A 12,143-nucleotide genomic window follows, 5' to 3' on the forward strand; every position below is an offset into this window, starting at 1 on the left:
ATTAACTTAATGCTCAAATAAATTAAGCTTTACTATTTTAAAACTTAATTGTTTCAATTAAAATAAATTTATCTACATATGAAAATAATCATCCGTGAAGCAAAAATTATAGATTCTAAAAGTCCGTTTCATAATAAGACTGCAGATATTTTAATTAAAGATGGTTTAATCGAAAAAATAGGAACCTCACTTCCTAATACTGAAAATGCCGAAGAGATAAAACTCGACAATTTACATATTTCGCAAGGATGGTTTGATAGTAGTGTTTCACTTGGAGAACCAGGCTATGAAGACCGCGAAACTATCTCAAACGGATTGAATGTAGCTGCAAAAAGCGGATTTACTGCCATTGCCTTACAACCTAACTCCTTCCCGATTATTGATAACCAATCGCAGGTAAATTTTGTAAAAAACAAAGCGAATGGTTTTGCAACACAACTTTTTCCTATCGGAGCTTTAACTAAAGCAAGTGAAGGAAAAGATATGGCTGAATTATTTGACATGAAAAAAACCGGAGCGGTAGCTTTTGGTGATTATAATAAAAGTCTTGACAATGCCAACCTCTTAAAGATTGCTTTGCAATATGTTCAGGATTTTGATGGTTTAGTAATTGCTTACTCGCAAGATCAAAATATAAAAGGAAATGGTGTTGCCAATGAAGGAATTGTTTCGACAAAATTAGGATTAAAAGGAATTCCAGATTTAGCCGAAGAATTACAAATCGTTCGCAACTTATTTTTATTAGAATATACAGGAGGAAAACTTCATATACCAACCATTTCGACTGCCAAATCTGTTCAATTAATTAAAGATGCTAAAGCAAAAGGGTTAAACGTAACGACTAGTGTTGCTGTACATCATTTGGTTTTAACCGATGAAAAATTAGAAGGTTTTGATACCCGCTTTAAAGTTACACCACCATTACGAACAGAAACTGACAGACAAGCATTGCTTAATGGTATTCTTGACGGAACTATCGATATGATTACATCTGATCATAATCCGATTGATATCGAATTCAAAAAAATGGAATTTGATATGGCTAAAAATGGAACAATTGGTCTAGAAAGTGCTTTTGGTGCTTTATTAACCGTATTGCCTCTAGAAACTGTTATCGAAAAACTAACATTAGGAAAATCTGTTTTTGATATCGAAAATGATACAATTGCCGAAGGCGCTAAAGCAAATATTACATTGTTTAATCCTAATGGAGAAAGTGTTTTTGCAAAAAGCAATATCTTATCTAAATCTAAGAATTCAGCCTTTTTAGGAACTCCATTGAAAGGTTCTGTTTACGGAATTGTGAATCAGAATCAATTGATAGTAGAAAAATAAAAAAGAATTAAAATTTTACCATTAAGAGATTAAGAAAAATTAAGCCTAATTTATAGATGATTCAAAAATCATTTTAATCTTAATATCGAAAGTAAAAAAACTATAAAACACAAGAATGAACAACTCAATCGAAGAAGGAAAAACTCCTGCTATTACCAGTTATATATTAATTATTGGTGTTTTAATCGCGATGTCGATGAACTCCGAAAATAAAAATAGCTTTGCTTCTTTTCATATACGTCAGGCATTAGGATTATCCTTAACTTTTATCTCTTTCGGACTTATTATAAGTAATTTTGATAGCTTTATGATTACTTTCCCAATGTGGATTTGTATCTCTATTTTATGGACATACGGAATTTTTAGCGCTATAAAAGGCGAAACTAAACCTGTGCCTTTGGTAGGTGCGTTTTTTCAAAAATGGTTTAAAAGCATCGGTTAGTTTTTGATATAAACTAAGAGCCACCAACTGCATTTCACAATTTACAACTCACAATTTATCATTAAAAGAATGAATTTATCTTTAGAATATAAAATAAGAGAACCAAAAGTTATCTTAGACAAAAACCCTCTATTATTATTACTTCACGGATATGGCAGCAACGAAGAAGATTTATTTTCTTTTGCTAGCGAGCTTCCTGATAATTATTATGTTATTTCGGCTAGAGCGCCTTATGATTTGCAATATGGTAGTTATGCATGGTACGCCATTAATTTTGACGCTGATCAAAACAAATTCTCTGATAACGAACAAGCTAAAACATCACGTGATTTAATTGCAAATTTCATTGATGAGTTAACTGCAAATTACCCAATAGATCCAAACAATATAACCTTAATTGGTTTTAGTCAAGGATCAATTTTAAGTTATGCAACAGCACTTTCTTATCCTGAAAAAATTCAGAGAGTAGTTGCAATGAGTGGCTATTTTAACGATGAAATCATCAAAGAAGGTTACGAGAAAAACGACTTCAAAAACCTAAAAATATTTGCTTCTCACGGAACTGTAGATCAGGTAATCCCTATTGATTGGGCTAGAAAAACACCTTCAATTCTAGAAAACCTAAACATTCCGGTTTCGTATAAAGAATATCCTGTTGGTCATGGAGTTGCTCCACAAAATTTCTTTGATTTTAAAAATTGGTTAGCACAATAGTTTTCAGAATCCAATCACGCTTTTCAGTTTAAAAAACAATTCAATATAAATTTCAAAATGAGTAATTATAAAATTCTTAACTCCAAGAACATCTTTATAATTACTCTTATTGTTATTAGCTTGACCATTTTATCTGTTTGGCTTTTTGGACTTGGAAATCATAATTCTATTTTTGAAAACTCATTACTATCTACAACAATTTTATCCTTAGCTTTCTTCTTATTTATTTCAATCGGATTATATAGAGGAGTGAAAATAAAAGATAATTTAGGAAAAATAACAGATCGTTTTGAATCAAAGAAATTAGAATTCTTAAAAGACTTAGTACTAGAAGGAAGCAGTTCTTCTGTTCCCGATGTTGGTGAGGGCATATTAGGAGTTCTTGTAAGCTTGGTTTTATGGTTTATTATGGCAATTATAATAAGTTATTTATTTTGGGCTTTTGGAGCGATAATATGGATTTCTATTCTAACTTTTATAGCAATGCTTTATTGGATTTTTTTTAGAGCTTTAAGGCTTGTCTTTAAAAAATCATCTGTCTGTAAAGATTCATATTCAAGAAGTATTTTATATGGTTTTAGCTTTACAATACTGTATAACTTTTGGATTTATATAATCATTTTTATGACAGTATCTCTTTTCTGAAAATATTTCAGTTGTAATTCTTAAATTGCAATCAAATTTTGTAAAACCATCAAAATCTCTATAATTTTAAACGTGGTTAGAAATGAAATATACTTTTAATTCAATTCTGACTCAATAACAAAAAACACAATAATGAGAATAGAAAATTTACTAGATTTTATTTTACCAGCAATATTAATTGCTGCTGGTCTTTTTATAAAAAACACTAAAAATCCAAACTTTCAGACTTCTAAAAAATATTGGAAAATATTATTCATTTTAGGAATCCTGAATTTATTAATGAAATTATACCTTCTGTTCTTCCTTTAAATAAGTAAGATTTCATTTTATAACTTCAATTTCTATCAGTAATACTAAATTGTCATATCTTTAAATTTCAAATAGTAAACTTGAAATCACATAAATACAAAAGGTTTTAAATATTTTATTTAAAACCTTTTTTTATTAAACAATTCCTATAACCAATTGCAATGATAGATTTTACCAATATCAATTATTTAAAAAATGGAAATAGTAAACAATCCAAAGCTTACGAAGTACTTACTTCCAAAGAAATGTTGTCTAAAATTACCGAATTCAATCCTATTCTGGTTGGAACGATTCCTATAAATATAGATATCGAAAACAGTGATTTGGATATTATTTGTTATTGGGAAAATAAACAAAAATTCATTAAGAAACTAAATACTGCTTTCGGTAATGAGAGCGATTTTGAAATTCAACAAACGCTAATTGATAATAAGGAAACCATAATTGCTAATTTTAAAACTCAAGATTTTGAAATTGAAATCTTTGGTCAAAATATTCCTGTAAACCAACAAAATGGATACAGACACATGATTATAGAATATGAAATATTACAAACCAAAGGCGAGAACTTTCGACAAGAAATTATCAAATTAAAACAACAAGGCTATAAAACTGAACCTGCGTTTGGGCTGTTACTTGGTTTAAAAGGAAATCCATATCTAGAATTATTAGAATATAAAACTATTTCTTAGTCAACAATGGTAACAATACAGTAGGAATCAATAAAAATGGAGATAAACACAAAGGATTTAATTCCAAAAGACAAGCACGATATAAAAAGAGCCGAAAATTTAAAAAACTATTCTTATCTGGAACTGAAATCAATAATTCCGGAATTATTAGAATGGCTTCAAGATTGCAATTGGCCAGTTGCGAAGCCAGTTTCTGAATATCTTGTAAGCATCAACGAAAATATTACACAAGAAATTCTTAATATCTTGAAAACAAATGATCAAATATGGAAATATTGGATTATCTCCATTTTTGGAAGAATTACAAATGATACATTCATTCGTGAGGAAATTATATTAATTGCTACGAATCCTACCAAAGATGAAAGCTTAGAGTATGTCGATGAAATAGCAAATGAAATAATCAAGGAACGTGGTTGGAATTAAATTACTTTCTTTTCATATCTTACTTTCTTCTTTTACATCTCACTTTTTACATCTTCCTTGTTTACAACATCTTTTTACGCATTTACTTTTCATATTTTACACCTCCCTTTTCTTATTTAGAATAAATCGTTATATCTTTAAACTATCGTTTCTTGTAACAAATAATAAGGAATAAGACTAACCATCTAAACTGATCTAACTAACTATGAAACAACTATTATTCTCGCTACTTTTTATTAGCATTTCGTTTTTTGCAAAAGCTCAATCGGATAACAAGATTACAATTGGTACGATTGAAACTATTAAATCTAAGATATTAAATGAAGACCGAAAAGTCTGGATATATGTTCCTGATGGTTATACCAAAGGTTCTCCAAAAACAGAACATTATCCGGTTCTTTATTTATTAGATGGAAACGTACATTTTACTTCGGTTGTAGGTATGACAGAGCAATTAAGTGCTATGAACGGTAATACAATTTGTCCAAAAATGATTGTAGTAGGAATACTCAATACCGATAGAGCCCGTGATTTAACTCCTACTCATATCGAATCTGATTTACCAATGATGACTAGCGAAGCAAGTAAAACTACTGGTGGAAATGAAAATTTCATTGCATTTATCCAAAAAGAATTAATTCCATACGTTGAAACCAACTATCCTACTGCTCCGTACAAAATGCTAATTGGGCATTCTTTTGGCGGTTTAACAGTTATAAATGTACTTGCAAATCATACTAATTTATTTAATTCTTATGTTTCTATCGATCCAAGTATGTGGTGGGACAAACAGAAATTTTTAGAGCAAAGTAAAAAAACATTTGCTGAGAAAAAATTCAAGAACACCAGTTTATTTTTGGGTATTGCCAATACGATGGAAGCTGGTATGGACACGCTTAGAGTAAAAAAAGATACAACTCAAGTTACAAGACATATTCGTTCGATTTTAGACTTAGCCAATGATTTAAAAAAGAACAAACAAAACCAATTACATTTTGAATACAAATATTATGACAAAGACAGTCATGGTTCTGTTCCCTTCATTGCCGAATATGACGCACTTAGATTTATTTTTAACTTCTATAATCTTAACTTGACTATTACTGATTTAATGGATACAGGGATGGCATTACCTACAAAAATTGAAAAACATTATCAAAATGTATCTGAAAAAATGGGGTATAAAATACATCCTCCTGAAGCTCCTATTAATCAATGTGGGTATATGGCACTAGGAAGAAAGAATTTACCTCAAGCTGAATATTTCTTTAAACTAAATATAAAAAATTATCCAGAAAGTGCTAATGTATATGATTCTATGGGAGATTATTACAAACAAGTAAGCGACAAACCCAATGCAATAAGCAATTACAAAAAAGCGTTATCCATCAACAAAGAAAATATCGAAACGAAACAAAAACTAGAGGAACTTCAAAAAGGGAAATAACGGATTATCATTTTAAACTCTAAAAGTGATGACAAGCAAGTTAAACGCAACATGGCATAAAGAAAACAAAATGCCAAAAAATCCAACTTTTGAACAACGATTGGAATGGCACTTATTACATCAAAAAAATTGTTCTTGCCGGCCAATTCCTAAAAAACTCGCTGAAGAGATGGAAAAAAGAGGTTTAAAACTATAAGCAACTATATCAACTAAACTATAAAAATGAAAATATCTAAACTTGACAATCCCGCATTAATTCTAATTGATATCCAGAAAGGTTTTGATAATATCGAATATTGGGGCGGAGAACGCAATAACCCAAATGCCGAAAAAAATGCAAGTGAACTTCTCGAAATTTGGAGAGCTAATAAATTACCTATTTTCCATATTCAACATTGTTCTTCTAATCCAAATTCTTTACTTCATGAAACCAATCCTGGAAATGCTTTTAAAGATATTGTAAAACCTGATTTAGGAGAAACAGTAATTCAGAAGAATGTAAATAGTGCTTTTATTGGTACAAGTCTAAAAGAACAACTTGATGACGATAAAATCGATACGCTTGTTATTGTAGGTTTAACAACTGATCATTGTGTTTCGACAACTACTAGAATGGCTGGGAATTTTGGTTACAATACCTTTTTAATTTCTGATGCAACAGCTACTTTTAATAAGAAGGGATTAAGTGGTCAGGAATTTAGTGCTGAGACAATTCACCAAACTGCTCTTGCCAGCCTAAACGATGAGTTTGCTCAAGTGGTAACAACCGATTTTATAAAACAGAATATTTAATTTAACCGCAAAGAATCGCTAAGAGTTCCGCAAAGCTCGCAAAGACTAAGATTCTATTGCTCAAAAAGGACGCAGATAAAACAGATTCGCTAAAGCGAAAACGCAGATAAAAACGGATTTCGTCTATTGTTTTTGAAAATCATTTTAATCTGTGGCAAAAAATAATAGATTTATATAAAAACAACAAAGGCGAGAAGTAATTCTCGCCTTTGTTATATATTTTCTATTTACTGGCCTGTATAAATAATTTTACCGGCTTTTTTAAGTACATAACCTTTCCAAGGTATTAATTCGTAATCTCCATTAACCCAAGGTTCTCCTTCGGCTTTTCGTTCTAAAATAATTGTTCCCTCTTCTGTATCAAGAAAAAGCTCGGCTTTATTTCCATCCTTTTCAAAAATAACATAAGCTACAGTAGAATACGTTTTACCATCTTTGGCATGTTCTAACTTTGTTCCAACTTCAAATAATCGCACGCATTCATTTTTAACAGCCGACCAAGTATAACCAGCAGATCCTTTACATCCATGTGCATCTGAATCTCCTCCTACAATATGCTCAGGTTTAGCTTCTTCTTTGACTGGTTTAGTTTCTTCTTGAGAAACTTTTTTAGCGCAAGAAAAAGTAAGACCTATAATAATCGAAAATAAAAATACTTTTTTCATATGTTCTATTTATTAGTTGTTATACAATTATTATACTGTTCTAGGAATCCTATTTTTGGTATAATAATGATTGATTTACTTCAAAAGTAATACTTTCATCATTATTAACAAAGTATTTTAATAAGACTTCTCCCCATATTTCTCCATCGCTAAAATCTGCAATAATCCATCTATGATTTAAAACCTTTACTTTATTGATGATAAATTTATTTGCTCCTATTTGATCTTGTCCTGTATATGGGTTCCCTTTTGGGTTCGCATTAAGGTCCATTAATTTCTCTGTAACGATAGGAATTAGCTTCTCGTACTGAATCGTTTTTGAAGCATCTGAGGAATCAAAATAATTTTGAGCGTTTTGATTATTTTCTAATGAAAAGTAATTGGCTTCGTTTAATTTCGTTTCTACTAAATTAAGGCTGTCTCTAAGTTTTTTTGTTGTTTTAACATAACGTTCCTGTTCAAACTTTACTTCTTTACTATAAAACATATAGGTAAATATATTCATAAGTATCGCAATGATAAAAAGGTAAAGCAATAGGGATTTTTTCATTTTTAAATATAATTAAATTGTGATTTCTAAATTATCATAGGCTAGAAAAACATTTTTAGGTAGCGTTTTTTGTACCTCTTCATGAAATCCTAATACATGACTAATATGTGTTAAATAAGCCTTTTCTGGCTGAACCAAAGTTATAAATTCTAGGGCTTCCTGCAAATTAAAATGTGTATCGTGTGGCTCTACACGTAATGCATTTATCACTAATACTTTTAAGTTTTTTAATTTGTTAATTTCGACTTGTTCAATAGTTTTTACATCTGTCAAATAAGCAAAATCATCTATTCGATACCCAAAAACCTGTAAATCTCCGTGCATAACATTTACCGGGATTGCCATTTTATCTCCCACAGCAAATGGTTCATCGTTAATTACCTCGATGGTTTTTACTGATGGTGCACCTGGATATTTATTTACGGTTTCGAAAACGTAATCAAAACGTTTTTTTAAATTACCAATAACACGTTCGTGAGCATAAATTGGCATTTCGCCTTGTCTGAAATTATACGGACGTATATCATCCAACCCTGCAGTGTGATCAGCATGCTCGTGTGTAAATAAAATTGCATCTAATTTCTGACAGTTACACGTGAGCATTTGTTGTCTAAAATCGGGACCACAATCTACCACATAAGAGTGGTCATCCCAACTAATCCAAATTGATACTCGAAGTCTTTTATCCTTAGGGTCAGTACTTTTGCATACTGGATGATCAACCCCTATTATCGGAATGCCTTGAGATGTACCTGTGCCTAAAAAATATACCTTCAATTGTACTTTATTTTTTTACAAAAATAGGATTAATTATCTTTCATTAGAAGCCTAATTTACTAACTTTGTAACAAATCAGCCATATTTAAAATAAAATGGGTATAGAAATAAAACTTAAAGGTGACAAAGTCATCGCTCAGATACCATCCATAAAAGACAAAGCACTACGCATAAATCTAAACGAAAATATTTACGGAACCTTTGCAGAGATTGGTGCGGGGCAAGAAACAGTAAGGCATTTTTTTAGATCTGGTGGTTCGTCTGGAACAATTGCAAAGGCGATGTCTGCTTACGACAAGGATTTTAGTGACGCCATTTACGGAATTGAAAGTGATGGCCGCTATGTTACTGAAGAGAGATTAAAGAAAATGTTAACTCTTGAAGGGCAAATAATCGAAGAGCGTTTAAGCAGAGAAAAACACCCTACAAAACTTTTCTTTAGCTACGCAAATACTGTTGCAACGATAGATTTTGCTAAGCAATTTAAAGGTCACGGTTGGGTAGGAATTAGATACCAGATTGAACCTGATGAAGCTTATAATGAAATTATTCTTCATATTCGTTTTAAAGAAACTGATGCTCGATTACAACAAGAAACATTAGGTATTCTTGGAGTAAACTTAATTTATGGAGCATTTTATAAATACAACGATCCTAAAAGATTACTTCGTTATTTATACGATCACTTAGATAAAGATCAGCTTGAAATTGATACCATTAACTTTTCTGGTCCTCGTTTTGCCGATGTAGATAATCGTTTGATTAGCTTGCAATTGGTTAAAAATGGAATGACAGATGCCGTTATGTTCAATCCTGAAGGTAAAAACATTCTTCCTGCTGCGATATTATACAAAAAGAATATTCTTGCCTTACGCGGAAGTTTTCGTCCTGTAACGAAAGTTAATATGGATATGTACGAGAAATCATTAAAAATGTTTCTCGAAGAAAACAAAGTCGAAAAAGACAATACACTGGTAATTTTTGAAATCACTTTATCTAATCTTCGTTCTGATGGAGAAATCGATGAGCGCGATTTTATGGATAGAGCCGAATTACTTTGTTCGCTAGGACAAACTGTAATGATTTCGAACTTCCAGGAATACTATAAAGTTGTTGAATATTTTGCTAATTATACCAAAGCCCGAATGGGACTAGCAATGGGTGTTAACAATTTAGTCGACATATTTGATGAGAAATACTACCGCCATTTAAGTGGAGGAATTCTTGAAGCTTTCGGAAAATTATTCTACCGCGACATGAAAGTATTCTTATACCCAATGATTGACGAAGATGGTACTATCATGAATTCAACTAACTTAAAAGTACATCCTAGAATGAAAGAATTGTACAAGTTCTTTAAATTCAATGGTAAAGTTGTTGATGTAGCCGATTTCGATCCACATACGTTAGAGGTATTCTCTAGAGAGGTATTAAAAATGATTAGCCAAGGAAAACCTGGATGGGAACCAATGCTCCCTAAAGGTATTGCCGAAATCATAAAAGAACATCACTTATTTGGTTATGAACCGAATAAAGTTTTAAAAGAATCGAATTAAGTTACTGAGGCTCTGAGGAACTAAGGTCCTAAGAGGCAAAGGTTTTAAATACGAAAGCATCAGTTATAAAACTGATGCTTTTTTGTTTTTGGAGGATAGTTAGTGAGATTTATATAACAAAACATTGCCAACGGTTTCAACCGTTGAAGCGCGATGTATTATTACAATCGGTATCACACGGTTGAAACCGTGAGCTATGCCTTTAAACTTTGCTTAAAAAGATTGGTTGAGAAAGCTTCAAAGACACTGAGGTTCATAGATACAAAGGCGCAGATTGCGCATAAAACAACCACAATATTGTCTGACTGAACAGGGAAAGAATCTTTGTCAAAGTTTTGAACTTTGACAAAGATCGTCTGAGAACTGAGTTTAAAAACCGAAACTGTAATCTCTACTTCAAGATTTGATCTGCGTGTTCTTTTGTTTTTACTTTTGAAATTATGTCTTCGATGATTCCTTTTTCGTTAATTACGAATGTTGTTCTGTGGATTCCGTCGTATTCTCGTCCCATGAATTTTTTAGGTCCCCAAACTCCAAAAGCTTGAATCACTGATTTGTCTTCATCGGCCAATAATGGAAACGGGAAATCGTATTTTTCTTTAAATTTAGCTTGTGCTTTTTGAGCATCGGCACTAACTCCTAATAACGCATAATTATTTGCTTGAAAACGTTCGTAGTTATCTCTTAAATCGCAAGCTTCAGCTGTACATCCTGGCGTATTTGCTTTTGGATAAAAGAATACTACTAGTTTTTTGCCTGCATAATCGGCTAGTTTATGTGTGTTTCCGTCCTGATCTGTTCCTGAAAAATTTGGTGCTTTATCTCCTATTTGTAATGTTGTCATTTTTATGTTTTTTTATTATTGTTTTTTAAACTGACTTCGACTTCTCTGGTTATTTGAGTTTTTGATTATTAGATTTTCAAAATTTTGTTACTATTTATATTTATTTAAATCAACAATAACTTTCCCAATAGACCAATTGTCTTTTTCTCTTTTTTTGTATTTATATTTAATTTCAAAAATACCATTTTTAATTTCTCCTTTTTCAAATAATGATTCTGGAAAAATACTATTCGCATATTTTAAAGTCTCTTCAATTCTTCCTTTTGGCAAATTAATTCTAAAAATTCTATTCGTTTCTAAATTTAAAAAACTTAAAAAAGTTCCTTTTTCTTTATCGATACTTATGAAATATGGATATTCTTCGATTTCGCTATGATATATTTCTCTACCTATTTCGGCTATTTTTCTTCCATCGTTTTTATCAAACAATATAAATTCAGGTGGATCACAGCAGCCAGAAACTAAGCGATTTTCTATGATAAAGGCTTTTTTATATTCTGTCCAACTAGAATATCCTAATCTTTCCGTTAACTCAATCAATTCTCTATCTAACGAAAAAAGTATTTTCTTTTTCGCAGCTTTACTCTCGAAAACTACCCAAGATGAATCACAATTAAATTGTCGGTAAATTTTTGCTCCATTTTTAAAAATTGTCTTTTTACAAGATATAATTTCATTTAATTGGCGTTGCTTATTGCAACCGCAATTCTGTCCGAAACAAATCTGCGAAATGATTCCTAAAATAATTACCATTGTGGTTTTCATAATTACCTACTGACTTTGCTATAATTCCCGATTTGTTAGCCCAGATTGTAGTGGAAACCCCGGAATTATGGTGGTTTATATTTTATGTATTAGCAAAGCGACCAGCGGAAGCTCTTGCGAATGCATAAAAATATTACGACCATGATGAGGTGTTGTAACGGAAAGCTGGATTAGGCTCATGATA

General features: G+C 31.2%; 16 protein-coding genes. 11 read left to right on the top strand and 5 right to left on the bottom strand.

Annotated elements, in window-relative coordinates; genetic code table 11:
- Window positions 1–78 precede the first annotated feature (78 nt).
- The 10 genes from IW20_RS16840 (at window position 79) to IW20_RS16875 (ending at window position 6,802) form a co-directional block, all read left to right on the top strand.
- Window positions 79–1,335, top strand: coding sequence for a dihydroorotase (locus tag IW20_RS16840; protein ID WP_035624888.1), 1,257 nt, complete (start codon window positions 79–81; stop codon window positions 1,333–1,335).
- 115 nt (window positions 1,336–1,450) lie between these two features.
- Complete coding sequence (locus tag IW20_RS16845) at window positions 1,451–1,777, top strand: membrane protein (protein WP_035624891.1); 327 nt, start codon at window positions 1,451–1,453, stop codon at window positions 1,775–1,777.
- A 69-nt stretch (window positions 1,778–1,846) separates the two neighbouring features.
- Window positions 1,847–2,491, top strand: a complete 645-nt coding sequence (locus IW20_RS16850) for an alpha/beta hydrolase (RefSeq protein WP_035624893.1) — start codon at window positions 1,847–1,849, stop codon at window positions 2,489–2,491.
- Between the two features lie 57 nt (window positions 2,492–2,548).
- The gene (locus tag IW20_RS16855; protein ID WP_035624896.1) at window positions 2,549–3,136 is read left to right on the top strand and encodes a hypothetical protein; all 588 of its coding nucleotides are present in this window, start codon (window positions 2,549–2,551) and stop codon (window positions 3,134–3,136) included.
- A gap of 132 nt (window positions 3,137–3,268) precedes the next feature.
- On the top strand, window positions 3,269–3,445 hold the full coding sequence (locus IW20_RS26385; RefSeq protein WP_165571455.1) for a hypothetical protein: 177 nt from the start codon (window positions 3,269–3,271) through the stop codon (window positions 3,443–3,445).
- A 161-nt stretch (window positions 3,446–3,606) separates the two neighbouring features.
- Window positions 3,607–4,137: a DUF4269 domain-containing protein gene (locus IW20_RS16860; protein ID WP_051885843.1), complete on the top strand. Its 531-nt coding sequence runs from the start codon at window positions 3,607–3,609 to the stop codon at window positions 4,135–4,137.
- 36 nt (window positions 4,138–4,173) lie between these two features.
- Window positions 4,174–4,563, top strand: a complete 390-nt coding sequence (locus IW20_RS16865; protein ID WP_035624901.1) for a DUF5071 domain-containing protein — start codon at window positions 4,174–4,176, stop codon at window positions 4,561–4,563.
- 205 nt (window positions 4,564–4,768) lie between these two features.
- The gene (locus tag IW20_RS16870) at window positions 4,769–6,010 is read left to right on the top strand and encodes an alpha/beta hydrolase-fold protein (RefSeq protein WP_035624904.1); all 1,242 of its coding nucleotides are present in this window, start codon (window positions 4,769–4,771) and stop codon (window positions 6,008–6,010) included.
- Window positions 6,011–6,038: 28 nt separating this feature from the next.
- The gene (locus tag IW20_RS26390; protein ID WP_165571456.1) at window positions 6,039–6,206 is read left to right on the top strand and encodes a hypothetical protein; all 168 of its coding nucleotides are present in this window, start codon (window positions 6,039–6,041) and stop codon (window positions 6,204–6,206) included.
- Between the two features lie 26 nt (window positions 6,207–6,232).
- A complete protein-coding gene (locus IW20_RS16875) occupies window positions 6,233–6,802 on the top strand; it encodes a cysteine hydrolase family protein (protein ID WP_035624906.1) in 570 nt (189 codons plus the stop codon).
- A 227-nt stretch (window positions 6,803–7,029) separates the two neighbouring features.
- On the opposite strand, the gene IW20_RS16880 is transcribed toward IW20_RS16875, so the two are convergent.
- Genes IW20_RS16880 through IW20_RS16890 form a run of 3 tightly spaced genes read right to left on the bottom strand, consistent with a single transcriptional unit; the run spans window position 7,030 to window position 8,794 of the window.
- Window positions 7,030–7,467, bottom strand: a complete 438-nt coding sequence (locus IW20_RS16880; RefSeq protein WP_035624909.1) for a hypothetical protein — start codon at window positions 7,465–7,467, stop codon at window positions 7,030–7,032.
- Window positions 7,468–7,516: 49 nt separating this feature from the next.
- Complete coding sequence (locus IW20_RS16885; protein WP_035624911.1) at window positions 7,517–8,017, bottom strand: hypothetical protein; 501 nt, start codon at window positions 8,015–8,017, stop codon at window positions 7,517–7,519.
- A gap of 12 nt (window positions 8,018–8,029) precedes the next feature.
- On the bottom strand, window positions 8,030–8,794 hold the full coding sequence (locus tag IW20_RS16890) for an MBL fold metallo-hydrolase (RefSeq protein WP_035624914.1): 765 nt from the start codon (window positions 8,792–8,794) through the stop codon (window positions 8,030–8,032).
- 95 nt (window positions 8,795–8,889) lie between these two features.
- Here IW20_RS16890 and IW20_RS16895 point away from each other — a divergent pair, with 95 nt between their 5' ends.
- The gene (locus tag IW20_RS16895) at window positions 8,890–10,350 is read left to right on the top strand and encodes a TonB-dependent receptor (protein WP_035624917.1); all 1,461 of its coding nucleotides are present in this window, start codon (window positions 8,890–8,892) and stop codon (window positions 10,348–10,350) included.
- 391 nt (window positions 10,351–10,741) lie between these two features.
- On the opposite strand, the gene bcp is transcribed toward IW20_RS16895, so the two are convergent.
- A complete protein-coding gene (bcp, locus tag IW20_RS16900; RefSeq protein ID WP_035624919.1) occupies window positions 10,742–11,194 on the bottom strand; it encodes a thioredoxin-dependent thiol peroxidase in 453 nt (150 codons plus the stop codon).
- A gap of 90 nt (window positions 11,195–11,284) precedes the next feature.
- Window positions 11,285–11,959, bottom strand: a complete 675-nt coding sequence (locus IW20_RS16905; protein WP_035624922.1) for a hypothetical protein — start codon at window positions 11,957–11,959, stop codon at window positions 11,285–11,287.
- Window positions 11,960–12,143 lie beyond the last annotated feature (184 nt).

It is taken from the genome of Flavobacterium hydatis (assembly GCF_000737695.1).
Taxonomy (GTDB): domain Bacteria; phylum Bacteroidota; class Bacteroidia; order Flavobacteriales; family Flavobacteriaceae; genus Flavobacterium; species Flavobacterium hydatis.

Excerpts from the sequence above, each read along its gene's own strand:
- IW20_RS16840 (WP_035624888.1), top strand. The coding sequence starts at position 79 with ATGAAAATAATCATCCGTGAAGCAAAAATTATAGATTCTAAAAGTCCG.
- IW20_RS16845 (WP_035624891.1), top strand. The coding sequence starts at position 1,451 with ATGAACAACTCAATCGAAGAAGGAAAAACTCCTGCTATTACCAGTTAT.
- IW20_RS16850 (WP_035624893.1), top strand. The coding sequence starts at position 1,847 with ATGAATTTATCTTTAGAATATAAAATAAGAGAACCAAAAGTTATCTTA.
- IW20_RS16855 (WP_035624896.1), top strand. The coding sequence starts at position 2,549 with ATGAGTAATTATAAAATTCTTAACTCCAAGAACATCTTTATAATTACT.
- IW20_RS26385 (WP_165571455.1), top strand. The coding sequence starts at position 3,269 with ATGAGAATAGAAAATTTACTAGATTTTATTTTACCAGCAATATTAATT.
- IW20_RS16860 (WP_051885843.1), top strand. The coding sequence starts at position 3,607 with ATGATAGATTTTACCAATATCAATTATTTAAAAAATGGAAATAGTAAA.
- IW20_RS16865 (WP_035624901.1), top strand. The coding sequence starts at position 4,174 with ATGGAGATAAACACAAAGGATTTAATTCCAAAAGACAAGCACGATATA.
- IW20_RS16870 (WP_035624904.1), top strand. The coding sequence starts at position 4,769 with ATGAAACAACTATTATTCTCGCTACTTTTTATTAGCATTTCGTTTTTT.
- IW20_RS26390 (WP_165571456.1), top strand. The coding sequence starts at position 6,039 with ATGACAAGCAAGTTAAACGCAACATGGCATAAAGAAAACAAAATGCCA.
- IW20_RS16875 (WP_035624906.1), top strand. The coding sequence starts at position 6,233 with ATGAAAATATCTAAACTTGACAATCCCGCATTAATTCTAATTGATATC.
- IW20_RS16880 (WP_035624909.1), bottom strand. The coding sequence starts at position 7,467 with ATGAAAAAAGTATTTTTATTTTCGATTATTATAGGTCTTACTTTTTCT.
- IW20_RS16885 (WP_035624911.1), bottom strand. The coding sequence starts at position 8,017 with ATGAAAAAATCCCTATTGCTTTACCTTTTTATCATTGCGATACTTATG.
- IW20_RS16895 (WP_035624917.1), top strand. The coding sequence starts at position 8,890 with ATGGGTATAGAAATAAAACTTAAAGGTGACAAAGTCATCGCTCAGATA.
- bcp (WP_035624919.1), bottom strand. The coding sequence starts at position 11,194 with ATGACAACATTACAAATAGGAGATAAAGCACCAAATTTTTCAGGAACA.
- IW20_RS16905 (WP_035624922.1), bottom strand. The coding sequence starts at position 11,959 with ATGAAAACCACAATGGTAATTATTTTAGGAATCATTTCGCAGATTTGT.